The sequence below is a fragment of the Myxococcus virescens genome, assembly GCF_900101905.1.
GTDB lineage: Bacteria > Myxococcota > Myxococcia > Myxococcales > Myxococcaceae > Myxococcus > Myxococcus virescens.
This window is the reverse complement of record NZ_FNAJ01000005.1, coordinates 382,877-409,099: the sequence shown is the minus strand read 5'-3', so window position 1 is coordinate 409,099 and position 26,223 is coordinate 382,877. Positions and strand designations below refer to the sequence as shown.

The 26,223-nt window shown below is 69.5% G+C and carries 10 protein-coding genes; 7 read left to right on the top strand and 3 right to left on the bottom strand.

Annotated features, from left to right (window positions below):
- The first annotated feature begins 2 nt into the window (after nt 1–2).
- From BLU09_RS17725 to BLU09_RS17695, 7 genes are all read left to right on the top strand, one after another.
- On the top strand, nt 3–5,564 hold the full coding sequence (locus BLU09_RS17725; RefSeq protein WP_090490722.1) for a type I polyketide synthase: 5,562 nt from the start codon (nt 3–5) through the stop codon (nt 5,562–5,564).
- 7 nt (nt 5,565–5,571) lie between these two features.
- Nucleotides 5,572–11,061: a type I polyketide synthase gene (locus BLU09_RS17720; RefSeq protein ID WP_090490721.1), complete on the top strand. Its 5,490-nt coding sequence runs from the start codon at nt 5,572–5,574 to the stop codon at nt 11,059–11,061.
- Nucleotides 11,058–15,365: a non-ribosomal peptide synthetase gene (locus BLU09_RS17715; protein ID WP_090490720.1), complete on the top strand. Its 4,308-nt coding sequence runs from the start codon at nt 11,058–11,060 to the stop codon at nt 15,363–15,365. Before BLU09_RS17720 ends, BLU09_RS17715 begins: the two co-directional genes overlap by 4 nt.
- Nucleotides 15,365–16,444, top strand: coding sequence for a patatin-like phospholipase family protein (locus tag BLU09_RS17710; RefSeq protein ID WP_090490719.1), 1,080 nt, complete (start codon nt 15,365–15,367; stop codon nt 16,442–16,444). The genes BLU09_RS17715 and BLU09_RS17710 overlap by 1 nt, the downstream gene beginning before the upstream one ends.
- A gap of 18 nt (nt 16,445–16,462) precedes the next feature.
- Nucleotides 16,463–17,626: an ArsA family ATPase gene (locus BLU09_RS17705; RefSeq protein WP_090490718.1), complete on the top strand. Its 1,164-nt coding sequence runs from the start codon at nt 16,463–16,465 to the stop codon at nt 17,624–17,626.
- Nucleotides 17,626–18,096 (top strand): hypothetical protein, encoded by a 471-nt coding sequence (locus BLU09_RS17700; protein ID WP_244171813.1) that lies wholly within the window; start codon nt 17,626–17,628, stop codon nt 18,094–18,096. Before BLU09_RS17705 ends, BLU09_RS17700 begins: the two co-directional genes overlap by 1 nt.
- Nucleotides 18,097–18,171: 75 nt before the next feature.
- Entirely contained in the window at nt 18,172–23,703 is a 5,532-nt protein-coding gene (locus BLU09_RS17695; protein WP_090490886.1) for a type I polyketide synthase, read from the top strand.
- A gap of 4 nt (nt 23,704–23,707) precedes the next feature.
- Here the strand turns inward: BLU09_RS17695 and BLU09_RS17690 are convergent, their stop codons facing one another.
- From BLU09_RS17690 to BLU09_RS17680, 3 genes are read right to left on the bottom strand one after another with little or no spacing between them, the layout of a single operon-like run.
- Complete coding sequence (locus tag BLU09_RS17690; protein ID WP_090490716.1) at nt 23,708–23,968, bottom strand: acyl carrier protein; 261 nt, start codon at nt 23,966–23,968, stop codon at nt 23,708–23,710.
- On the bottom strand, nt 23,965–24,753 hold the full coding sequence (locus BLU09_RS17685) for a thioesterase II family protein (RefSeq protein ID WP_090490715.1): 789 nt from the start codon (nt 24,751–24,753) through the stop codon (nt 23,965–23,967). Before BLU09_RS17685 ends, BLU09_RS17690 begins: the two co-directional genes overlap by 4 nt.
- A 30-nt stretch (nt 24,754–24,783) precedes the next feature.
- Nucleotides 24,784–26,184: a hypothetical protein gene (locus BLU09_RS17680; protein ID WP_244171812.1), complete on the bottom strand. Its 1,401-nt coding sequence runs from the start codon at nt 26,182–26,184 to the stop codon at nt 24,784–24,786.
- Nucleotides 26,185–26,223 lie beyond the last annotated feature (39 nt).

Sequence of the window (26,223 nt, the reverse complement as noted above, 5' to 3'; positions counted from 1 at the left end):
CGATGTCAGCGCAAGGAAGCGATACGAGCTACGGCGAGCTGATGAAGCGCGCACTCCTGAAGTTGCAGGAGACGCAGTCGAAGCTCGATGCCCATGAGCAGGAAAAGCACGGGGCCATTGCCATTGTCGGCATCGGCTGCCGTTTCCCGGGGGGCGTTGGCAGCCCTGGCGAATACTGGCGCCTGCTCTCCGAGGGCGTGGACGCCGTCACCGAGATTCCATCCGACCGGTGGAACGCGGACAGCTTCTTCCACCCCGACCCGGACCATCCCGGTGGCATCTACACGCGCCACGGGAGCTTCCTGAGGGACATCGACCAGTTCGAACCGCGCTTCTTCGGCATCTCCCCGCGTGAGGCGGCGCGGATGGACCCGCAGCACCGGCTGTTGCTGGAGGTCGCCTGGGAGGCCGTGGAGCGTGCCGGCCGGAACCCGACGAGCCTGAGCGGGACGCGGACTGGCGTGTTCGTCGGGCTGATGGGGCAGGACTACACGCAGATTGCCACCCAGTCCCCGGAGCTCATCGACGCCCACACGGGCGCGGGAAATGGCGCGAGCGTCGCCGCGGGACGTCTGTCGTATTCCTTCGGGCTCGAAGGGCCCAGCCTCACGGTCGATACCGCGTGCTCCTCGTCACTGGTCGCGGTGCACCTGGCCATCCGCAGCCTGCGTCAGCGGGAGAGCGACTTCGCGCTGGCGGGCGGGGTGAACCTGGTCCTCTCTCCCGTCGCGACGCTGATTGAGTCGCGCACGCACATGCTGTCGCCCGATGGCCGGTGCAAGACCTTCGACGCCTCGGCGAACGGCATCGGGCGAGGGGAGGGCTGTGGGCTCGTCTTCCTGCGGCGCCTGTCGGACGCGATCGCGGATGGGGACCCCATCGTCGCGGTGATTCGCGGCTCGGCGGTGAACCAGGATGGGCGGACCAGCGGGCTCACGGTACCCAACGGGCTTGCCCAGCAGCGCGTCATCCGGGATGCCCTGCGGGACGGACAGGTGGAGCCCGCGAAGGTGGGCTACGTCGAGGCCCACGGGACGGGGACGTCGCTGGGCGACCCCATCGAGCTGGAGGCCCTCGCGTCTGTCTACTGCGACAGGACGGGACGGCAGCAGCCGCTGATGGCCGGCTCGGTGAAGACGAACATGGGGCACCTCGAAGGTGCGTCCGGTATCGCGGGGTTGATCAAATCCGCGCTGTGCCTGGCGAACGAGGAGGTCCCGCCGCATCTCCACCTGCGCACGCCCACGCCGCATGTGGATTGGAAGCAACTGGCCATCGAAGTGCCGACCGCGCGCCGTCCGTGGCAGGGGACGGAGTCGCGCTTCGCGGCGGTGAGCTCGTTTGGCTTCTCGGGGACGAACGCGCACGTCGTCCTGGAGTCCGCGCCACGGCCGAAGTCTCCGGTCCGGGATGTGGAACGCCCGCGGCACGTCCTGGCGCTCTCCGCACGCTCGAACGCCAGTCTTCGCAGGCTGGCCGGGTCCATCGCGGAGGAGCTGTCGCTGGGCCCCGCGGAAGGGCTCGCGGATGTCTGCCACACGGCGAACACCGGCCGGAGCGCCATGGAAGAGCGCGCGGCCTTCACGGCTTCAACCTCCGAGGCGCTGACCGAGGCGCTGCGCGCGTTCAGCCGTGGAGCGCCCACCGTCCCCGGGACCTGCGTGGAAGGCCGCCGCGACGCCGAGGCACCGCGCGTCGCGTTCCTCTTCACGGGCCAGGGCTCCCAGTACGCGGGCATGGGCCGGGAGCTGTTCGACACGCAGCCCGAGTTCCGCCGGGAACTCCTGCGCTTCGAGGGCATCCTGAAGCCGCACCTGGAACGGCCGCTCACCGAGGTGCTCTTCCAGGACACGGAAGGGGCGCTGGACGAGACGCGATACACCCAGCCAGCGCTGGTGGCGCTGGAGCTGGCGTTGGCGCACCTGCTGCGAGCGTGGGGACTGCGCGCCGACGCGGTCCTGGGCCACAGCGTGGGCGAGTACGCGGCGGCCATGTTCGCGGGTGTCCTGGAGCCCGAGGTCGGCTTGCCCCTGGTGGCTGAGCGCGCTCGGCTGATGCAGGCGCTGCCCGAGCGCGGCGCGATGCTGGCCGTGTTCGCCGAGCCATCGCGCGTGCTGCCGCTCATCGCCGGGCATCCCCGGGTGACGCTGGCGGCCATCAACGGGCCGCGGAACACCGTCATCTCGGGGGACAGCACGGCCATCGAAATCGTGGTCCAGGCGCTCGTGGAGGCGGGCATCGAGAGCCGGCGACTGAAGGTGTCACACGCGTTCCACTCCCCGCTGATGCAGTCCATGCTGGCGGAGTTCGAGCGGGCCGCGAGCCGCGCCACCTTCCAGAAGCCGCGCCTTCCCCTCATCTCGAACCTCGACGGGCGCGAAGCAGGCGAGGCCATCACCCAGCCGGCCTACTGGTCTCGGCATGTCCTCCAGCCCGTGCGCTTCGAGGAGGGCATCCGGACGCTCCTCCAGCGCGGGGTGCGTGTGTTCCTGGAGGTGGGTCCCAAGCCCTCGCTGTCCAACCTCGCGCGGGACGTGGTGGCGGGTGAAGAAGCGCTGTGGCTGGAGACGCTTCACCCGCGTCGCTCCGACTGGGCCGGCCTGCTCCGCGCGATGTCCGAGCTGTATGTGCGCGGCGCCAGGCTGGACTGGGAGCGCTTCGATGCGGGCTATGGGCGGACCCGCAAGGCCCTGCCGACCTATCCCTTCGAGCGGCAGCGGTACTGGCTGGACGTGCCCGCGCCGTGGACGCGCACGTCGCGCCGTGCGTCGACTCACCCGTTGCTGGGGACGCGTCTGGAATCCGCCGCTCTGAAGGAGGGAACGACCGTCTTCTCCAGTGAGCTGTCGGCGGGAACCCTGCCTTTCGTGGCGGACCATCGGGTGTACGGCAAGGCGGTGGTCCCCGCGGCGGCCTACGTGGAGATGCTGGCCTCGGCGGCGGCGCAGGTGCTCGGAACAGAGTCGCTGCGGCTGGAGGACATCTCCCTGCTCCAGCCGCTGGTGCTCCCCGAACAGCAGACGCGGGTCGTCCAGACGTTGCTGGAAGACCAGGGCGAGGCGGGCCTTGCGTGCAAGGTGGTGAGCCGGGGGGACGAGCGCTCGGAGGAGGGCGGGGGCGGCGCGCGCGCGGCCTGGGTCACCCATGTGACGTGCCGGGTGTCGGCACTGAGCGCCGTGGCCCCATCGGTGGATCGGGCGGCGTGGGGCCGTGACTGCTCGACGCCTGTCTCCATCGATGAACTCTCCGCCGTCTTCACGCACCACGGGCTCGACTATGGGCCGTCCCTGCGCGTGCTGACGTCGCTGCATCGGGGGACTGGGGCCGCGCTGTCGTTGGGCCAGGTGGAAGACCGGAGCGGGCACTACCGCGTCCACCCGGCGCTCTTCGACGGCTGCTTGCGCACGGCGGCGGCGGTGTCGCAGCTCACAGCGGAAGACGCGCTGCACCTCCCCGTGGCCTTGCAGACGCTGGACCTGTACCGGCCGCTTCCGGAGCGGGTCTGGACGTATGCGGCGCAGCCTCCCCGGGAGGGACAGGAGGGCTTCTCCGCGTCGGACCTGACCCTGTGTGACGACGATGGCGCCGTGGTGGCCGTCGTGTCCGGGTTCTCGGTGCGCAAGGCCGAACGCGACGTGTTGCTGCGTGGGCTCGACAACGACTTCCAGGACTGGCTGTACCGCCTCAACTGGGTGTCGCGTGCCGTCCCGGAGGAAGCCCACTCCGCGAAGCAACATTGGGCCGTCTTCGCCAGCGAGGACGACTTCGCCTCGGACCTGGTGCAGGTGCTCTCGCAGCGTGGCGAGCGCTGCACGTTGGTTCGCAAGGGGGCGTCGTTCAGCAGCACGCCAGAGGGCTTCCGCATCAATCCCACCAACCCGGAGGACCCTGCGCGGCTGGTCGAGGCGTGGGCGAATCAGCCTCCCACGGGGCTGTTGTACCTCTGGGGCCTCGATGAGGGGGGCCAGGCGGGTGACGCGGGCGCCAGGCTCGACGCGGCTCAGGAGTCGGGGTGCCTGGGCGCGCTGCGGTTGACGCAGGCCCTGGCACATGGGCAGGGCGCGTTGCCCCGGCTGGTGCTGGTGACGCGAGGCACGCAAAGCCTGCCTTCCGATACGCACGGCGCCCGCGTCGCGCAGGCGCCGCTGTGGGGCTTCGGACAGGCCGTGGCGACGGAGTTGCCCGAACTGCGGTGCCTCCGCATCGACCTGCCCGCGGAGCCCCGGTCCGATGACGTGGGCACCTTCGTGCGGGCGCTCGCGTTGCCGGATGGAGAGTCCGGCGCTGCCATTCGTGGCGGCGGTCTCTACACCCCCCGGCTCGAGCGGGCCCGTTCACGGTCGGTCGCGGCGAAGAAGGTGTCCATCGTCGCGGAGGCCACCTATCTCGTCGCGGGAGGCCTGGGGGGACTCGGTCTGCGTGCCGCCAACTGGTTGGCGGCGCAGGGCGCACGGCATCTGGTCCTGATGGGGCGCAGTGCTCCGGCGCCTGAAGCCCGCGCCCAGCTCGATGCGCTCGAGGCCCAGGGCGTGAAGGTGCGGGTCGCACGGGTGGACATCGCATCTCACGACGCCATGGCGGACCTCTTCGCGAGCCTGCGCGAAGCCCCGCCCGTGCGCGGCATCATCCATTCGGCGGGCGTCCTCCGCGACGGAACGCTCGCCAACCAGACACCCGAGCAGTTCCGGGAGGTGCTGGCCCCCAAGCTTCAGGGCGCGTGGAACCTCCATGCGCTCAGCCAGGGCATGGCGCTGGACTTCTTCGTCTGCTTCTCGTCCGCCGCATCCCTCATCGGGTCTCCGGGCCAGTCGAACTACGTCGCCGCGAATGCCTTCCTCGATGCGCTGGTCCATCTGCGCCACGCGGAGGGGCTGCCCGCGCTGACGCTCAACTGGGGCTCGTGGGCGGAGACGGGCATGGCGGCGCGGCTGGAGCGGGCAGCCTCCGCGCGGCCGGGGGCGCAGGGCTTCGGCGCCATCCCCGTCCAGCAGGGCTTCAGCGTGCTGGAGCGCCTCATCGGGAGCGCGCAAGTCCAGTGGGGCGTCTTCCCCGTGGACTGGACGCGGCTGGCGGAGCAGCTGCCAGGGCTCGCGCGGCAGGCGCTCGTCCAGGGCTTGCTGGGGAGCGTGCCACAGCGTGTGCAAGCGCCGGCCTTCCGCGCGCAGTTGGACGCGGCGCCGCCGAATCGCAAGGCGGAGCTGCTGCGTCAGCACGTCGCGGGGCAGGTGTCCGCGACGTTGGGCATGCCGGAGTCGGAGCGGCTGTCCGGAAACGAGCGCCTGTTCGAGCTGGGCGTCGATTCGCTGCTGGCCATCGAAATCAAGAACCGGCTCGCGAGCAGCCTCGGGCGAAGCCTGCGTTCGACGCTGATTTTCGACTTCCCCACCGTGAACGGACTCGTCGCGCATCTGGCCGAGGAGCTGGAGCTGGGGACCGAGGTTCAGAAGAAGCAGGAAGCATCGCGGGAGGCGCAGGGCGCGCTCTCCGCGGAGATTCAAGGGCTGTCAGAGCAGGAGCTGACGTCCCTCATCGACCAGGAGCTGGAGAGCGCGCTCACCAGATGAGACTCTGATGGCGAAACTATCTACACGCATTTCCGAATTGCCTGTCGTCAAGCTCGCGTACCTCGCGAGCCAGCTGCGCTCGAAGAAGGAGCTGCTGGCGGCCGAGCCCATCGCCGTGGTGGGCATGTCCTGTCGCTTCCCCGGCGGAGGTGACCTGCCAGAGACGTTCTGGGAGCTGCTCGCCGAGGGCCGCGACGCGACACGGGAGGTGCCAGCCTCACGCTGGGACGTCGACGCGTTCTACGACCCCACGCCCGGTGTCCCGGGAAAGATGTACACGCGCCGAGGCGCCTTCATCGACGGCGTCGACCTGTTCGACCCTGGCTTCTTCGGCATCACGCCGCGTGACGCCAAGGGCATGGACCCACAGCAGCGCTTGTTGCTGGAGGAGTGCTGGCGAGCCCTGGAGCGCGCCGGCATTCCGCCCGCCGGCCTCACCGGGAGCCGCACCGGCATCTTCCTGGGGCTGATGCACAACGACTACAACCTGCTGGGCATCGCCGAGAACATGGAGTTCCACTCGGCGTCGCTCAACTACCCGTCCGTCGCCGCGGGGCGCATCTCCCACACGCTGGGCCTTCAGGGGCCCGCGGTCTCCGTGGACACGGCGTGCTCGTCGTCCGCGGTCGCCATCCACCTGGCCTGTCAGAGCCTCCGCAACGACGAGAGCGACCTCGCGCTCGCCGCGGGCGCGAACCTGAACCTCTCTCCCGTCACGGTGATGGTGGAGTGCCAGAACCGCATGCTGGCGGCGGATGGCCGCTGCAAGACGTTCGACGCCTCCGCGGACGGCTTCGGGCGCGGCGAGGGTTGCGGCGTCGTCGTGCTCAAGCGCCTGTCGGACGCGCTGGCCAATGGCGATGCCATCCTCGGCGTCATCCGGGGCTCGGCGGTCACACATGACGGCCGCAGCAGCGGGATGATGGTGCCGAACGGACGCTCGCAGGAGCGCGTCATCCGGGCGGCCCTGGACAGCTGCGGCGTGGAGCCGGACCAGGTGGGCTACATCGAGGCCCACGGGACAGGGACGCTGCTCGGTGACCCCATCGAGATGGAGGCGCTGCGGTCCGTCTTCGGGCGCAAGGGCGCTCGCGGTGAGCCGCTGTACGTCGGCTCGGTGAAGACGAACATCGGGCACCTGGAGGCCGCCGCCGGCATCGCGGGGCTCATCAAGGTCCTGCTCGCGTTGCAGAACGAGGCCATCCCCGCCCACCTGAACTTCGAGCGGCCCAATCCGAACATCCGCTGGGACGACCTGCCCGTCACCATCCCCACGGCCACGCGGCCCTGGCTGCGCGGTGACAAGCGCCGCATCGCGGGCGTCAGCAGCTTCGGCTTCAGCGGCACCAACGTGCACATGGTCGTGGAAGAAGCCCCCGTGTTGGCGCGGCCCCGCGTGGATGCGGAGCGTCCGGCCCATGTGCTGACGCTGTCGGCGAAGAGTGAAGCCGCGCTCGAAGCGCTGATGGAAGCGCAGGAACGCGCACTGCCGGAGGACCCGCTGACGCTGGGAGACTGGTGCTACACGGCAAACACGGGCCGCTCCCAGTTCGAGCACCGCGCCGCTGTTTCGGGCGCCACGGCCGCGGAGCTGCGCGCGAACCTGACGCGGCTGCGCGAAGAGAAGCTGCGCCCGGCGCGCGAACCCCTGCGCGGAACGGAGAGCCCCCGGCCTGTCTTCCTCTTCACGGGGCAGGGCGCGCTTCGCCCTGGCGTGGGACGGGAACTCTTCGAGACGCAGCCGGTGTTCCGGGCAGCGGTGGAGCGGTGCTCGAAGGCGCTGGAGGGCCTGCTCGATTGCAGCCTCGAAGCGCTCCTCTTCGGTGACTCCTCGGCGACGCTCCTGGAGGACACGCGCCACGCGCAGCCCGCGCTGGTTGCGCTGGAGTATGCGTTGGCGGAGCTGTGGGGGGCTTGGGGCGTCACGCCAGCGGCCCTCATCGGGCACAGCCTGGGAGAGTATGCCGCGGCCGCTGTCGCGGGGGTGTTCAGCATCGAGGAGGCGCTGCGTCTGGTCGTGACGCGCGCGCGGCTCATCGGCGAGCTGCTGGGCCCCGGCGCGATGCTGGCGGTCTCTGCTTCGCTCGACACAGTGAACCGGGCCATCGCGCCGCACGCCGGCGCGGCCTCCCTGGCGGCGGTCAACGGCCCTGATGACGTGGTCATCTCCGGGACGCCCGAAGCCATCACGGAGGTGGAGCAGGCGCTGTCGAGTCAGGGCATCCAGACGAAGCGTCTGCGGATGTCCTACGCCTTCCACTCCACGCAGATGGAGCCCGTGCTGAAGCCATTCGCCGAGGCCTTCCAAGGGCTCACGCTGTCGGCGCCGCGCATCCCGCTGGTGTCCACGCTGGAGGGCCGGCGTGTCGGCGACGAAGTCTCCCGGCCCGATTACTGGTGCCGCCAGATTCGAGAGCCCGTCGCCTTCGCCAAGGCGCTGGAGGCGTCGCGGGAGGACGGGCACCGGACCTACCTGGAGCTGGGACCTGCGCCCATCCTGGCTGGCATTGGCCGTAGGACGTTCCAGTCGGAAGACCTGTGCTGGCTCCCCAGCCTGCGTCCGTCCACCGGAGAGACAGCGCAGCTGCTCTCCAGCGTGGCGGAGCTGTACATGCGTGGCTTCGACGTGGATTGGGCTGCGTTCGATGCGCCTTTCGAGCGGCGCCCGCGCTGCTTGCCGACGCATCCCTTCCAACGCGAGCGCTACTGGATGGACTTGCAAAGCTCCGAGAATCGCCGGGGCTTTGCGGCGCGTGACGATGCCGCGCGAGGCGAGGCGCACTCCCTGCCGGGGACACCGCTGTCGCTCGCGGGAGCGAAGGAAACGCGCTTCGCGGCCCGGCTGAGCAGGGACGAGCCCGCCTTCATCGCGGAGCATCGTGTGCTGGGCAACCCAGTGCTGCCAGCCGCCTGCTACGTCGAGATGGCGCTCGGCGCCGCACACCACGCGACGTCCGGCGGGAAACCTCTGGAGCTCACGGCCATCGAGCTGGAGCGAGCGTTGGTCTTCGCCGAGGGACAGTCACAGGACGTCCAGACGGTGCTGACGCCCGAGGAGCAGGGCTCCCGCTTTGAAATCTTCGGGCAGGCGACGGGGACGGCGGACCGGAATTGGGCCCGGCTGGCGCAAGGCCGCATCACCGAGAACCGCACGCAGCCGGAGAACGTGGCCCTGGAGTCGGAGCTGTTGCAGGCGTTCCCCCGGCAGGGCTCCGTCAGCGCGCACTACGACATGATGGCGCGCGGTGGGTTGGAGTACGGCCCTTCGTTCCGAGGCATCGATGCGCTGCGGTTCGGCGGGGAGGGATGCCTCGCCCACGTGCGGCTGCCCGATGCGCTCGTCATCGGTTTGGGGGACTACTGGCTGCATCCGTTGCTGCTCGACGCATGCTTCCAGACGGCGGCGGCGGCGTTCACGGACGGCGGCGCGCAGGTGGGAAGCGAAGGGCAGGGGCGCATTCCGGTCGCCATCGAGCGGTTGCGTTGGTTCAAGCGGCCCGGGAGCAGCATCTGGGTGCACGCCCGAACCGGGGCGCGCACGTCGCTCTCTGACGGACTGGTGAGCGCCGACCTCCGCATCCTGGATGAGGACGGCGCCGTCGTCGCCGAGGTGGAAGGACTGCTGCTGAAGCAGGTCGACCGCCGTGCGTTCCAGGCGGCCTTCTCGGGGGCGATGCAGGAGCTCCTCTTCGAGCTGGCGTGGCGGGAGCAGCCCGTGCCCTCCGCGCGTGACCAGGTGGCTTCGCAGTCCGGGCCCTGGCTGTTGCTGGTGGATTCGGACCGCGTCGCGGACGAAGTCAGGGCGTTGGCGCGGCAACGCGCGTGGACCTGCGTGGTGGCCACGCCCGGTGCGTCCTACGAGCGCGTCGACGCGAACCACTACCGGCTGAACCCCAACGACGCTGCGGGCTTTGACCGGCTGCTCCAGGACGTCTCCGCTCCGGCGGCAGTGGCCTACCTGTGGGGGCTCGGCGACCGTTCTCCCGAAGCCCTCTCCGGCGCGGTGACGTCGAGCACCGTGGGCGCGCTTCACCTCGTGAAAGCGATGGCGCGTGCCGGCTGGGCGCAGCCGCCTGCCTTCTGGATGGTGACGGAGAGCGCGGTGGCCGCCACGTCCACGGATGCGGTGGAGGGCTTTGCTCAGGCCTCGCTCTGGGGCTTCGGCCGCGCGGTGGCCATCGAGCACACGGAGTTCATGTGCCGCATGGTCGACCTGGAGCCGGGCTCCGAGTCGCTGGAGCGCTTGTTCCACCTCATGGCGCAGCCGCCGCAGGAGAACGTCATGGCCCTGCGCGGCGGCCGGCTCCTGGGCGCGCGCCTCGTGCGTCCTGGCAAACCACCGGAACGCGCGGCCCCCGTGCGTATCCACCCGGAGGGCGTCTACCTCGTCACGGGAGGCCTGGGGGCGCTGGGGCTCGCGACGGCGGAGTGGCTGGTGGGGGCCGGGGCGCGGCACCTGCTGCTGGTGGGACGGAGCGAGCCCACGGACGCGGCGAACGCTCGGCTCACGGCGCTGACCGCCCGGGGCGTCGGCGTCACCGTCGCACGCGGTGATGTCTCTCGCCAGGAGGACGTGCAGCGGCTGGTGGCGGGCGTGTCCGAGCGGGGCCAGTCCCTGCGAGGCATCATCCACACGGCGGGCGTGCTGGAGGACGGCGTCATCCTGCACCAGGATGCGGAGCGCTTCTCGCGCGTGTTCGCGCCCAAGGTGCAGGGCGCGTTGAACCTGCACCTCGCCACGGCCGGGATGCCGCTGGACCTCTTCGTCATGTACTCGTCCGCGGCCTCGCTGGTGGGCGTGGCGGGGCAGTCCAACTACGTGGCGGCGAACAGTGTCCTGGACTCGCTGGCGCACCACCGGAACCGCCAGGGTCTGCCAGCCCTCAGCATCAACTGGGGACGGTGGGCGGGCGCGGGCATGGCCGCCAAGAGCGCGGACCGGCCGGAAGCGTCGGATGCCGCCAGCCTCTCACCCGAAGTGGCGCTCCAGGTCTTTGAACAGCTGCTCGAGCAGGGAGCCGTGCAGGTGGGCGTGGTGCCCTTCAGCGTCTCCTCGGTGGAGGCGGGGCCTTCGCCCGGCCATGGCCCCTTGTTCTCCGAGCTGATGCTCCGTGAGCAGGCCCGGTCCGCGGCGGCTTCGCGGATGCATGAGCTGATGGACGAGCTGAAGCGGGCGGACGGAGAGCGTCGGCGCGCGCTGCTGACACGGTACGTGCAGAGCCGGCTGGGGCCCTTGCTGGGCTTCGCCCCGGACCACGAGGTCCTCCAGAAGAGGATTTCCTTGAACGAGATGGGGCTCGATTCGCTGCGCGCGGTCGAGCTGAAGAACCGCATTGGCCGCGAGCTGGGAGTGGACCTGCTCATGGCGCGTTTCATCGACGGCACCACGCTCGACGGGATTGTGGATGCGCTGAGCACCCAGCTCGAGCTCAAGGAGCTGCTCGCGCGTGCTCCCGCGGCCGAGGCCGCAGCCGACATCGAGGAGTTGACGGTATGAACCTGGGGGAACTGCTCGCCGAGCTGAATCGGCGGGGCCTGGAAGTCCGGGTGGAGGGCGACGCGCTGAGGCTGCGCGGACCGAAAGGCGCCGCCACCCCGGAGCTTCGGCAGTCACTGGCGGAACACAAACCCGAGCTGCTCGAGCTCCTGCGTGCCCATGACCGGGGGCAGGAGGAGGCGCCCATCGTCCCGGTTCAACGCACCGGGCCCGCGCCGCTCTCCTATGGGCAGACGCGGCTGTGGTTCCTCGACCGTTTGGAGCCTGGGAGCACCGCCTACAACCTGATGCTGGCGTTGCAGGTCGAAGGGCACCTCGACGTGGCCATCGTGAAGCGCTGCTTCACCGAGGTCATCCGCCGCCATGAGGTGCTGCGCACGCGGTATGCCGAGCACGCGGGCGTCCCGGTCCAGATTGTCGACCCGGAGCCCCGGTTCGACTTCCGCGTGCTCGACGAGCGCGAGGTGCTGGCCTCCGAGCCCGCGGGCGTGGAGGCCTTCCTCCAGCGTGAGGGCAAGCGGCCCTTCGACCTGGCCACGGGCCCCGTGATGCGTGTGCTCATCATCGAGCGGGGACCCCAGGGACAGTACCTCCAGCTCTGCCTGCACCACATCGCGGCGGACGTATGGGCGCAGGCCATCCTCGTCCGCGAAATCGTGACGTTGTATGGCGCCTTCGCCAGTGGCCAACCTTCGCCGTTGCCGCCCCTGACGCTCCAGTACTCCGACTTCGCCGTCTGGCAGCGGGAGTACCTCCAGGGCGAGGTTCGCCAGAAGCTGGTGGACTACTGGCGCAAGAAGCTGGAGGGGGCACCTCCGCTGCTCGAGCTTCCCACGGACCATCCTCGCCCCAAGGTGCAGTCGAACCGAGGCGGCGAGGTGCGCTTTGAAGTGGGCCCCCAGCTCACCGCCGCCTTGAAGGCGCTGAGCCATACGGCCCGCACCACGCCCTTCGTGGGGATGCTGAGCGCGTTCTTCGTGCTCCTGCACCGCCTCACGGGGCGTGAGGACCTGGTCCTGGGCGCGAACTCCATCAACCGGACGCGCACGGAGCTGGAGCCGTTGGTGGGCTTCTTCGTGGACAACCTGGTGATGCGGGTGGACCTCGGCGGCAACCCGGGGTTCGCCGCGGTGCTGGAGCGCGTGCGTGAGACGGTGCTCGATGCCTTCGCTCACCAGGACCTGCCCTTCGACCTGCTCGTGGAGGAGCTGAGGCCCGCGCGCAGCCTGGGCTTCAACCCGTTGTTCCAGGTTGTCTTTGCGTGGGTCCGCGCTTCCGGCGAGGCCCAGGACGAGACGGGCCTCCGCATGCGGCCGATCGAGTTCGAGGCGGAATCATCGCGCTTCGACCTCAACCTCTTCGTGGATGACCACGGCGACCGGTTGTCGGCGCGGATGGTGTTCAACCGCGACCTCTTCGAGCAGGGCACCATCCAGCACTACGTGGACTGCTTCCAGGTGCTGCTCGAAGGGCTCGTGGCCGAGCCCCAGCGGCCGGTGGGCGAGCTGCCCGTGCTCCCCGCGGATGTCCGCGAGCGCGTGCTCCGGCAGTGGAACGACACGGGGACGCCGGAGGCGGAAGGCGCGTGCCTCCATGCGCTCATCGAAGCTCAGGCGCTGCGCACGCCGGATGCGGTGGCCGTCGTCGTGGACGACTGGGAGCTGACCTACGGCGAGCTCGACCAGCTCAGCGACCGGGTCGCGGCGTCACTCCAGGATTTGGACGTGGGACCGGAGGTGGCGGTCGGGGTCTACCTGGACCGTTCGGCGGAGTTCATCGTGAGCCTGCTGGCGGTGATGAAGGCAGGGGGCGCGTTCCTCGCGCTCGACGCAGACGAGCCCGTGGACCGGCTCCGCCACATCGTCGCGGATGCCCGGCCCCGGGTGGTGATTTCTTCCACGAAGCTGTCCGAGCGCCTCTGGGGCATGGGGGGCTTCGTCACGCTCCACGTGGACGAAGGCGTTCGGGGCGTGCCCGCCGCGCCAGGCCAGCAGCTCCGCCGTGACGTCCTCCCCGACCAACTGGCCTACATCCTCTACACGTCAGGCTCGACGGGCCGGCCCAAGGGCACGGAAATCACGCACCGGAGCATCGTCAACTACCTGCGCTGGAGCGTGGACGCCTACCGGCTTCGCGAAGGGACGGGGAGCCCGGTGATTGGCTCCGTCAGCTTCGACGGCACGCTGACGAGCCTCTTCGCGCCGCTCCTGGCGGGCCGCGCGCTGTTCCTCGTGCCACGCGGTCATGAAATCGACCAGCTGACGTCCCGGGACTACCCCGAGCAGGGCTTCAGCTTCATCAAGATGACGCCGTCGCACCTGCGGGCCTTCAACGGCCTGGGGCGCACGCGCGAGGTGCTCGGCCGCACCCATGCGGTGGTGCTGGGCGGGGAAGGGCTGCACGGCGTGGACCTGGCCCCGTGGCGGGAGCAGGGTCTCCCCACGCGCGTCATCAACGAGTATGGCCCCACCGAGGCCGCGGTGGCGTGCTGCTTCGAGACACTGCTGCCGGATGGAACACCCCCTCCGGAGCGGGTGCCCATTGGCCGGCCCATCCCGCACATGCGGTTGTACATCCTGGACCGGTACCTCCAGCCCGTGCCCGTTGGCGTACCCGGCGAGCTGTACATCGGCGGCGTCGGGCTGGCCCGAGGCTATCTGCGCCGGCCGGACCTGACGGCGGAGCGCTTCGTCCCCAACCCCTTCGACGGGGGGCTCGAGGGCTCGCGGCTCTACCGCACGGGGGACCACGCCCGGTACCTCTCCGACGGCCGCATCGAATACCTGGGCCGCCAGGACGACCAGCTCAAGATTCGCGGTCACCGCGTCGAGGCGGGAGAGGTGGAGGCCGCGCTGGGCCGCCATCCCGACGTCGTCCAGGCCGCGGTGCTCCTGCAACGCCTTCCAAGCGGGGCACCGCGCCTGGTGGCCTACGTGCAGCCCCAGTCGATGGAGAACGGTGACCTGAGGGCGGAGCTGCGCAAGTCCCTGCGTGAGGTGTTGCCCGAGTACATGATGCCGGAGGTCATCGCGGTCCTCCCCGAGCTGCCGCTGACGCCCAGCGGGAAGATTGACCGCAAGGCGCTCCCGCCCGGGGTATCCGAGGCCCCCGTCGCCAGCGCGCTGGCCCGCACGGAAGCGCGGACCGAGACGGAGCGGCAACTCCAGGCGCTGTTCGGCGAACTCCTGGGCCTGAGCTCCGTGGCCCCCACCGACAGCTTCTTCGAGCTGGGAGGCCACTCGCTCCTCGCCGTCACGCTCATCTCGCGCATCTCCGCGAAGCTGGGCATCGAGGTGCCCCTCAACGAGGTGTTCGATCGGCCCTCCGTGGAGGCCCTGGCGCACTGGATTGACGAACACTCCAGCAAGGTCACCGCGCTGATTCGCCAACTGCCCGCCTGTGTGGTGGCGCTGAAGCCCCTCGGACACAAACCGCCGCTGTTCCTCACCCCGCCGTCCGCTGGCAGCCCGGCCGTCTACGTCGCCCTGGCCCGCCACCTGGACGCGGAGCAGCCCGTGTTCGGCTTCCAGATGCCTGGCGTCATGGACGACCAGCTGCCACCGGAGACCATCGAGGACACCGCCGCGCTGTATGTGGCGGCCCTGCGGCAGGTCCAGCCGCGCGGGCCGTACCGGATTGCGGGCTGGTCCTACGGAGGGCTCGTCGTCAGTGAAATGGCGCGGCAGCTCGAAGCGCTCGGGGAACAGGTGGCGCTGCTCGGCTTGATTGACGGTGCGGCGCTGGACCGGCTGGCCGGGCACGACGGTACCCCGCAGGAGATTCCCGCGGGCTCCCAGCTCATCAAGGTGCTGGGGGAGGCCCAGATGCCGCGGGACTACGCCAGCCTGAGATTGATAGGCGAATGGATGGGAATCAGCCTGCCCGAGTCATGGGCAGACCTGCTTCGTCGGGATACAGATGGGCAGTATTCATACCTGTGGCGTTTCTTGCGAGACAGCGCGCTGACGGCCCGGAATTTCCTGGCAACACGCCGTTCGGAGCAACTCTATACGTTCTCTTCGTATGGAGGCTCCGCCACACTTTTCAGGACGGGTCCGGTGACGATTGGAGGCGATCCGCTCGTCGACAGTGTGCGCAGATTCGCGCTCGCGGGGACGGAAGTGATACCGGTTCCAGGCAATCACATGACGCTCATCATGGATGAACGGAATGTCGCCGTGCTTGCAATTGAAATACAGAAATGTCTGGATAGGGTTTTGCCGCTCCCGCCAATCGCAGAAATGTCTCGGGCGGAAATGCCAGCAACGGGGCTGGCTGCGCAGCTCCCCATGGAGGTCATGTAATGCCGCACCGAGTCCTAGCAATGGATGGTACGTCTATTTCCGGCGGTGAGGGGTATGTCACCGCGGGCTTGCTCAAGTCGTTGAAGGAGACGCTGACCAGCCGCGGAGGCGGGCAGAGCCTGCTGAACGACGTGGAGCTGTTCTCCGGCACGTCCGCGGGGTCCTTCAACGCAGCGTTCTTCGCCACCTATGAGAACCCCGATGACGCCTTCCCCAAGATCCTCGACTTCTGGGGGGAGGTCGTCCAGATGAACCGCAAGGCGGTGTCGCTGGGGCGGACGGCCATGGCGCTGACGGGCAACGCCGCGCTGCTCGACTCCAGCTACATGCGCGACTTCTTCTGCAGCTACTTTGGCGCCACGTTGCGCCTGGGAGACCTGAAGCGGAAGGTGGCGCTGCCGTCCTTCCAGCTCGACGGCCACCGCAAGTCGCTGCGGACCTGGAAGGCCAAGATCTTCCACAACACCGGTCCGGACAACGACTCCGACCACAACGAGCTGGTGGTGGACGTGCTGATGCGCAGCGGTTCGCCTCCGCTCTCCTATCCCGTCTACCAGGGCATCCGGGAGCAGGGCAGCGGCTACGTCGACGGCGGCATCTTCGCCAACAACCCGTCGCTGGTGGCGCTGGCGCAGATCATCAACAACATCACCCGCAAGAGCCGCTCGGAGAAGGTGGAGACGCTGGAGACGGAGCCGCCCGACCTGACGAACATCCTGATGATGTCGGTGGGCAACGGCTGCATGTCTTCGTACCTCACGCCGCACTTCTGCAAGGGCGTGGCCAACTGGGGCTTCTCCAAGTGGCTGCTGGACTTCCACGACCCCATGGTGCTCGTGAAGATGATGCTGGAGGCCGGCTCGGACGCGGCGGACTACCAGTGCCGCATGATTCTTCGGAAGAAGTACTTCCGCCTGAATCCCGTGGTGGACCAGACGCTCTCCGCGGCGAACCTCAAGCAGGTGGAGTCCACCGTCCAGAGCCTGCTGAGCACCCAGTCCACCGTCTCGCAGCTCAACCGTGCGCAGACGTGGCTCGGGAAGTCGGGCTGGGTGTCTGACGCGGCCAAGGCGGCCTAGCGCGAGAGGTGGATTGAGATGGCCAGGATCATTCTTGTCTCCGGTACCGGCGGTTCCGGGAAGACCACGGTGGCGGCAGCGACGGGGCTCGCGGCTTCCCGCCGGGGGCTTCGGACCCTCGTGCTTTCGTTCGACCTGTCTCGCGGCCTCAGCGCCGCCATGGGCGTCGAGAGTCCACTCTTCGCTGGCCCCCGGGGCGTTCCCGTGGGCGTCAACGACCACCTGTCCTTCCACGAGGTGGACGTTGGCGAAGAGCTCCGCCGGGGATGGAACGGAGGCCAGGGCGGACTGGCCGCACTCGTGGATGGCGGGCCGGAGCGCGTGAACGCGGAGGAGGTGGCGATGACGGCCGAGGCGGCCCACGTCGTCATGCTCCTCCGGCTGGGCGAGTACCTCCGCGAGCAGCAGCACGACCTCGTCATCGTGGATTGCCCGTCCACCCGCACCGCCCTGCAGTTGCTCAACACCGTGCCAGCGATGAGCTGGTACGCACGCAAGCAGCAGACCCCCACGCAGCCGGGGCGCAAGGCACGCCTGCTGGCGGCGAGCCTCCACGGCGCGGACGCGAGCCTGGAGGTTCGCGACCGGCTGAACGCCGTGGACGCGCTGCTGCACGACCCGGAGGTGACGACCCTCCGGCTGGTGACCACCGCGGACACGGTGTCCGGACAGGAGGCGCAGCGGGCGTACACGTACTTCAGCCTGCTGGGCCTCGCGGTGGACTGCGTCGTCATCAACCGACTCGCACCGGAAGCCGCCGACGCCGGCTCCGAGCAGGTGCGGACGCAGCAGGCACACGTCGAGAAGCTCCAGCGCGCCTTTTCGTCGCTGCTGGTGTTGAAGGTCCCGCACCAGTCCACGGAGGTGGTGGGGGAGAAGCCGCTGGAGGTCTTCGCGGAGCAGCTCTACCAGGGAGAGGACCCTGTCCGTCTCACGGCCCCGCAGCCTGCCCTGGGCATCCGCAAGGACGCAGTGGATGCGTACTCGCTGGAGGTGCGGCTCCCCTTCGTGGCGAAGAGCGATGTCGAGCTCTCCCGCCGCGGCGCGGAGTTCGTCATCCAGGTCGGGGCCGTCCGGCGCAACGTCGTGTTGCCTCGGATGATTGCACTCCTCCCGACGTCGGGCGCCCGCATGGAGGGTGACCGGCTCATCGTGAGTTTCCAAACAGAAAGAGGTGTTTGATGTCCACGCAAGATGATCGTTATCCGCAGGGTTCCTTTGGCGCTTCGCCGGAGTACGGCGCTCGGTTCGCCGAGCTCACCAACGCCCTGATTCCGGGCGGGCGAGGCCTGGTGCAGCAGCTCTTCCGCGCGAAGCAGGAGGCGCTCAAGGGCGTCGCGCACATCCTCGATGCGCAGATTCACGAGCTGCAGCACATCGACGCGGCCATCGAGGACCGGGCGAAGCAGGCGCACACGGCTCCGGCGGCGGGCCAGCCGCACCGGTCCGGCGTGTCGTTTGGCGACGTGCTCCAGAAGGCGGGGGACCTGATCCTCGCGAAGCGGCCGAAGGGGACGACGGGTTCCGAGGCTGGCGCCCGGCCCAGTGACCGCCGTGCGCCTCCGGAGAGCGCTACCTCCCCGGATTCAAGCAGCCCGGCCGCTGCGTCCAGCCCTGCACCGGAACCGCTGGAAAAGATCTCCATCAGCTAGTCGAAGCGAAAGGGGTGGGCAGTGTCGGATGAGTCCATTCGAGTGAGGATGTCCAACGAGGAGAATGCTCTCTCGATGGAGTCGATGACGCCCTTGCAACGGGCGGCATTGGCCATCAAGACCCTCCGGGCGCGCGTGGATGGATTGGAGCGCGCGCGCTCGGAGCCCATCGCCGTCATCGGCATGGGGTGCAGGTTCCCCGGCGGCGCGAACGACCCGCGCGCCTATTGGGAGCTGCTGCGCGGCGGCGTCGATGCCGTGAGCACCGTCCCGCCGGACCGCTGGGACGTGGATGCGTACTACGCCGCGGACCCGGACGCGGGCTGGAAGATGGTGGTCCGTGAGGGTGGGTTCCTCAACCAACCCATCGCCGGATTCGACAGCGAGTTCTTCGGCCTGTCGCCGCGCGAGGCGAACTACGTCGACCCGCAGCAGCGCTTGATGCTGGAGGTGTCGTGGGAGGCCCTGGAGGACGCCGGAATCGCCCCGGGCTCCCTGGTGGGCAGCGACACGGGCGTCTATGTCGGCTTCCTGAGCAGTGACTACGGGCGCGTTCCCTTCAACGCGGTGCAGACTCGGGACCTGCCGTACATGGGGACCGGGAACGAGCTGAGCTTCTCCGCGGGCCGTGTGTCCTACGTGCTGGGCCTCCAGGGGCCGTCCATGGTGGTCGCGACCGCGTGCTCCTCGGCGCTCGTCTCCGCCCACCTGGCCTGTCAGGCGCTGCGGCAGGGAGAGTGTTCGCTGGCGCTCGCGGGCGGGGTGAACGTGATTCTCCGGCCGGACAACAACATCGTCCTGTCGAAGATGCGGGCGCTGGCGCCGGATGGGCGCTCGAAGACATTCGACGCGTCCGCCAATGGCTACGGGCGCGGCGAAGGCTGCGGCGTCCTGGTGCTCAAGCGGCTCTCGGATGCGCAGCGGGACAAGGACCGCATCCTCGCCGTCATCCGTGGCTCCGCGGTGAACCATGACGGGCTCAGCGGCGGCTTGACAGTTCCCAACGGCCCCGCGCAGGAGAAGCTGCTGCGCAAGGCGCTGGAGTCGGCGAGCCTGGCTCCAGCGGACGTGAACTACATCGAAGCCCATGGCACGGGGACGCCGCTGGGCGACCCGATTGAGCTGCGGGCGCTGGACGCGGTGCTCCGGCATGGGCGCGGCGCGGACGCCCCGTTGCTCGTCGGCTCCGCGAAGACGAACCTCGGGCACCTGGAGTCCGCCGCTGGTGCCGCGGGGATGATCAAGGTCGTGCTGTCGCTGGGACAGGACGAGATTCCGCCGCACCTGCACTTCCGTACGCCCAACCCGGCCGTGGACTGGCAGCAGTTGCAGATCGCCATCCCCACGCAGGTGACGCCGTGGCCCAAGGGCGACAAGCCCCGCGTGGCCGGTGTCAGCGGCTTCGGGCTCAGCGGCGTCAACGCGCATGTCCTCATCGAGGAAGCTCCGCCCGCGCCTGCCCGGACGCCGGACGCGACGCCGCGGCCGATGCACGTCCTGACGCTGTCCGCGCGCAGCCCCCAGGCGCTGAACGAGCTGGCGCAGCGCTATGCGCAGACGCTCGGCGGCCCAGGGCTCGCGTCACAGTCGCTGGAGGACATCTGCTTCACCGCGAACACCGGGCGGGACGCCTTCCGGCACCGGCTGGCGGTGCTGGGAAGCTCACAGGAGGCCATGCAGGCGCAGCTGACGTCCTTCCTGTCCGGGCAGACGTCATCGTCGGTGCTGCGCGGGAAGGCGGACGGGGAGCCCCGGCTGGCCTTCCTGTTCACCGGGCAGGGCGCGCAGTGGCTGGGCATGGGGGAGGAGCTCTTCCGCACCGAGCCCACCTTCCGCGAGACGCTCCTGCGTTGCGACGCGGTGCTGAAGCCGTTGATGGGCCCGTCGCTCATCGACCTGCTGCACCCCGCCGAGCGGGACGCGCAGGCGCGAGCCCGGCTGGATGAGACGGGCTTCACCCAACCCGCGTTGTTCGCGCTCGAGTACGCCCTGGCGCAGGTGTGGATGCAGTGGGGCCTCCGCCCGGACTTCGTGATGGGGCACTCCGTGGGTGAGTTCGTGGCGGCCTGCGTGGCCGGCGTCTTCACCCTGGAAGAAGGATTGGAGCTCATCGCCACGCGCGCCCGGCTGATGCAGTCCCTGCCCGCGGGCGGGACGATGGCCGCCGTGTCCGCGGATGCCGCGGAGGTGGAGGCGCTGCTCTCCCGGTACGACGGGCAGGTCTCCATCGCGGCCCTCAACGGCCCCCGCAACGTGGTGATTTCGGGGCGCGAGGCCGCCGTCAACGAATGCGTGGCCGAGCTGACGCGGAAGGGCAAGCGCGGCACGATGCTGCGTGTCTCGCACGCGTTCCACTCCGCGTTGATGGACCCCATCCTCGACGCGTTCTCCAAGGCCGTGGCGAAGGTGAAGCTCCAGCCTCCGGCCATCCCGCTGATCTCGAACCTGAGCGGGCACGAGGCGGGGAAGGAAATCCTGACGCCCGGGTACTGGGTGCAGCATCTTCGTGAGCCGGTGATGTTCGCCCGAGGCATGCAGACGCTGGAGCAGGCCGGCGTGAAGGCCTTCCTGGAGGTCGGCCCGAAGCCCACGCTGGTGACCATGGGCCAGTCCTGCATCACGCAGGAGGACACGCTCTGGGTGGGCAGCTTGAGGCCGGAGCGCTCGGACTGGCAGCAGATGCTGGAGGGGCTCGCGGCCCTTCACGTCGCGGGCGTGCCGGTGGACTGGCGGGGCGTGGACCAGGGGCGCGAGCGCCACAAGGTCGCGTTGCCCGTCTATCCCTTCCAGCGGCGCAATCACTGGATGGACCTCAACGGGTCCACCTGGGACATCCCGGGCGTGAGCTCCGCGCCGGAGGCAGAGGCCACGCGAGGACATCCCCTCTTGGGCCAGCCGCACGCGTCGCCTTCACAGGTGCGGCAGTTCGAGTCCTCCGTGGGCGCCGCGAAGCCCGCCTTCCTGAAGGACCATGGCGTCTACGGACAGATTCTGATGCCGGGCGCGGCCTACGTGGAGATGGGGCTCGCCGCGGGCGCTTCGCTCTTCGGTGCGGCGGGTGGGGCGGTGGACGAAATCACCTTCTCGCAGGCCCTCTTCCTTCCGGAGGAAGGGACGCGCCGGGTGCACCTGCTCTACTCGCCGGAAGGCGAGCGCGCCGGGCGCTTTGAAATCCACAGCCAGGAGGAGCGCACGGGAGAGGGTGAGCCCGCGTGGATCCTCCATGCCCACGGAAAGCTCTCCGCGATGACGGCCGCGCCAGCCGAGCGTGTCGACGTGGAGCGTCTGCGGGCCTCGCTGACTCGCGAGGTGCCGGTGGAGGGCTACTACGCGAAGCTGGGGCAGGCGGGGCTCGCGTATGGCCCCAGCTTCCGAGGCATCCAGTCGCTCTGGCGGGGTGAGAACGCGGTGCTGGGGCGCCTGGCCCTATCCGGCAGCGCTGCGGCGGACGCGGGGCAGTACCAGCTTCAGCCCGCGCTCCTGGATGCGTGCTTCCAGATGGTGGGCGCGGTGCTCGACGAGGAAGGGGATGCCGCCTACCTCCCCGTGGGGGTCGGCAAGGTGCAGGTGCAGCGCGGCGGGCTGGGGGAGGTGTGGGCCCATGCGACCCTGGCGCGGAGCGATGACCCGAAGGGCCCCGGCTACGTGTGCGACATCCAGTTGCTCACGGCGGATGGGGCGCGCGTAGCCACGGTGGAGAAGCTGCTGCTGCGGCGCATCACCCGGGAGGGACTCCTGGGCGCGAAGAGCAAGCGCTACCAGAGCTGGCTGTATGAGCTGGAGTGGCAGGCCCGGCCGCTGGAGGCTCCAGCGGCAGGGGCGGAGGCGGCGCACGCCGGGACACAGTGCCTCATCCTCGCCGACGCGGCGGGGCTGGGCGCGCGCCTGGCCGAGCGACTGACGAAGCAAGGCTGGCACGTGGTGACGGTCCCTGCTGGCGCGCGAGCCTCGGTCGATGGCCGCGATTCGGCGCTCGCGCTCCTGGGCCAGTTGCGCCCGGAGGCGCTGCAAGGGCCCCTGCATGTCATCGACCTGTGGAGCCTGGACGGTGGGGGAGACGACGTCCCCGCGAAGGCCCTTGGACACGGCACGCGGGTGCTCGCGCTCGCCCAGGCGCTCGTCGAGGCCAAGGGCAAGACCACCTCGCTCTGGTTGGTGACTCGCGGTGCGCAGGCGACCTCGGAGAAGGAGCGCATCACCCACCTGGGGAGTTCGGTCCTCTGGGGCCTGGGCAAGTCCATCACCCGCGAGCATCCGGACCTCCATTGTCGGCGTGTGGACCTGGATGCCAGTGCGTCCGAGCACGAAGTCGCCCAGCTTCATGCGGAGCTGCTCGGTGCAAGTTCCGAGGACGAACTCGCGTTTCGCGGAACCACGCGTCGCGTACCCCGGTTGGTGCGCAGCCGGAAGCTCCGTGGGGCGAGCGGCGAGCCCGCGCTGAAGCCGGACGCGAGCTACCTCGTCACGGGCGGCCTTGGCGGACTGGGGCTCATCGTCGCGGAGCGGCTGGTGGAACGCGGAGCGCGCCACCTGGTCCTGATGGGGCGGCGTGAGCCGGGACCCGAGGCGCGCACTCGACTGGAAGCGTTGGAGCAGCGCGGCGTCACCATCCACTGCGTGCAGGGCGACGTGGCCGTGGCCGCCGACGTGGAGCGCGTCCTCGCCGGGCTCTCAGGACGCGTGCCGCCCCTGCGTGGCGTCATCCACTCCGCGGGCGTCATCGATGACGGCCTCTTCGTGCAGATGACGCCGGAGCGGCTGGCCAAGGCCTTCGCGCCCAAGGTCTCCGGTGGGTGGAACCTCCACCGTGCGTTGCAAGGCACGGCGCTGGACTTCTTCGTCGTGTTCTCCTCGGCGGCGTCGCTCATCGGATCGGCGGGACAGGCCAACTATGTGGCCGCGAATGCCTTCCTGGATGCGCTGGCCCGCTCCCGCCAGGCCGACGGATTGCCCGCCCTGAGCCTCAACTGGGGAGCCTGGGCAGAGGTGGGCGCCGCGGCGGAGGAGCAGATTCGACGCCGCATGGAGCAGCTGGGCTTCGGCGTGATTCCTCCGGAGGATGGCCTCCAGGTGTTCGAGCAGTCCCTGGGGCTGAGCGGTCAGCTCGGTGTCCTGCCCGTGGACTGGGCGGTGCTCGGGCGGCGCGGGCGTTCGCCGCTGTTCGAGGCCTTCATCGAGAAGGCCAGCCCCGCGGCGAGCGAGGGGATTCGCCAGCGCCTGGAGCGGCTCGAGCCCAAGGAGCGGCGCGGTGCCTTGCGTGCGCACGTGGGCGAGCTGGTCAACGGCGTGTTGGGGCGTCCCACGACGGAGCCACTGGACCCGAACCAGGGCTTCTTCGAGTTCGGCATGGACTCGCTGATGTCCGTGGAGCTGCGCAACGTCCTGCAGCGGAGCCTGGGTACCTCACTGCCCGCGACGGTGGCCTTCGACAACCCGACCGTCAACGGGCTGGTGGACTACCTGGCGGCCGAGGTCCTGGGCCTGAAGGAAGAGGCAGCCGCGCCCGTGGAGGAGGCGCCCGAGGACGCGGAGCTGGAGTCGCTCCTGGCGGACGTGGACAGCCTGGACGATGACACCGTCCAGGCCATGCTGCGCCGGGGCCGCTGAGCGGCTACGGCTGCCGGGGCCTCGCGTCGTAGACGAGGTCGGCGATGGCGGAGATCGTCTGGAGGTTTTCGACCTTCAGCGACTCCGAGGGGATGGTGATGCCGTACTTCTTCTGGACGAAGCCCATCATCCGGGCCGTCTCCAAAGAGTTCAGCACGCCGAGCTCCAAGAGGGGCGTGGAGGAATCGAGGTCCTCCGCGTCCCCGTCCAGGAGTTCATCCGCGACATAGCGGGTCAGGACATCGAGCAGGTCGTCTCTGTTCATGGTGCTGGGGTTGCTCCGACTGCGAGTTCGGCATGGACGGCCTGGACCACCTGGGCCGTCAGCTCGTTGAGAAAGAAGTGGCCGCCTGGAAACATCTTCACCGAGAAGGACTGCTGTGTTTGCAGTCGCCACTCGTCGAGCGCGGCTTCCGAGACGCGAGGGTCGCGAGTGCCACCCAAGGCACACAGCCGCACCGGAAGCGGAGGTTCCTCCTGATAGGTGTAGCGCTCTGAAATCTTCAGATCCGCGCGCAGGATGGGGAGGATGAGGTCCAGGATCTCCGGCTGCGCCAGGACCTGCTGCGGAATGCCGTCGTAGCGAGCGGACAGCTCGCGGATGAAGTCGTCTCGCCGCAGGCCGCTCAGTGGGGGAAGTCCACTGCGCCGGGAGGGCGCCTCGGAGCCGGAGACGACCAGGGTGCCAGGCAGCGGAAGGCCCCGGCGGCGGAGCTCGCGCGTCAGCTCGAAGGCGATGAGCGCGCCCAGGCTGTGGCCGAAGAAGGCAAAGGGGCCATCGAAGAGGGGCGACAGCTCCCGCACGAGCGCGTCCAGCAGTTGAGGGAGTTCCTCCACGGACGGCTCATGCAGGCGGTTCTCCCGGCCGGGAGGCTGCACGGCGCACACCTCGATGTCCGTTTCGGGAAGCAGGTCCGGCCAACGGAAGTAGGGGAGGCTGCCGGCTCCCGCGTAGGGGAAGCAGAACAGCCGGAGACGAGGCGACGCCTGGGGTTTGCGGCGGACGAGCCAGGAGGACTCGGCCGCCGCGATGCTGGATTCAGGATTCATTGACGATGGATGAGGTGATGGACAGAGGTTCTATTTCCGGCAGCCGTCGCGGACCCCGCGGGCCGTCGCCGCGAGGGCCTCGATTCCCAACGCGAGCCAGTCCGCGCCGTCGCGCGAGAACCGCTCGGCCAGCTCTGCGTCCACCACCGGGGCCCGCTTTGAGCCAGGGCGAAGCTGCTGGAGGAAGTTCTCCCGGGCGGTGACGGAGTTCCGCGCGGAGCGCTCCGCGAGCTTGAGCCCGCTGGCGAACACCTCCGACAGGTTGGGGTCACGCAGGTTGGACGGAGAGCCCTCGGTCGATTCGCGGCAGCGCCGCGCGAAGTCCGCCGCCGTGTGCTTGGAGGGCGAGGCCCGCAGCACGCGCTCCAGCACGGAGGCCTCCGGCCCGGGGGCGTCGAAGTTTGCCGCGTCTCCCTCCGCCTCGCGGACACCCATGGCGTCCAGGGCCACTTCTGGCGCCAGCGCCCGAGGGCAGCCCCCGAGCTGTTGCAGCTCCCGCCGGCAGGCCCCCACGTCCACGGGCGGAAGCGGCAGGGCGGAGATGAGGGAGAACAGCGAGTGCAGCACGGGCAGCTTCACGGTTTCCGAGCCCGGCAGCGCCTTGAGGACGCGCTGCACGGAGTCCCAGGGCTTGGGGCCTCCGGGCGTGTACAGCTTGAGGTAGCCCTGCTGGAGGAAGCTCAGCCAGCCCTCCGCGAAGGCCTGGGTGCGCTTGCGGCTCTCCGGCGAGGCGATGCGAGAGGCTTCGTCATACACCGCGAGGAAGTACTCGAGGCAGATGGCCTTGCGCAGCCGGATGATGCGCTCCCCCGCGGTGGTGGCCAGCGTCGCGGGCGGCGCCGTGGACAGCCCCAGCAGCTCGAGCTCCTCCGCGCTCAGCCACAAGCGCCCCCGGTCGAGATCCGCCTGGAGGTCCACTGCGTCATCGAACATCTGAAGTCCCACGGCGGAGAGCTTCGCGATGCGCCGCACCGTGGCTTCGTCCACGTCCGTGAGCTGGAGCCGCTGCGCCATGTAGGCGCCCGGCAGGGCCTTCAGGTACCAGAGGGAGAACAGCTCGTGCGCGGTGAGCGGACGGCCCTGGTCCAGCGCGTCTCGTTCCGCGGCGAAGGCGCGAAGCTGCTCCACGAGCCTCCGGCGGCCGTCCATGAGGGGGGGCGCGGCGGCCATGAACTCCCGCAGCGCCACGATGGCGTCCAGGTCATCGGTGAGGAGGGAGGCGTCGTCGAGGGCCGCGTAGCCGTTCGCGCGGACGAGCTCATCGATGCGCCGGACGCCGAACCCGTAGTACGTCCAGAGGCGGCCTTCAGACTCCGTGGCGGCAATCTGTGGCAGGTAGCCCAGCACATCGGCTTCGAGGAGCCATCGCCGCATCGCGGCGAGGGAGATGTCGCTCAGTGGGTTGCCCTGCAGGTCGACAGCGTTTTTCATGTCACGGCTCCTCGGGAGATCCAGGAGGGTGACAGGATA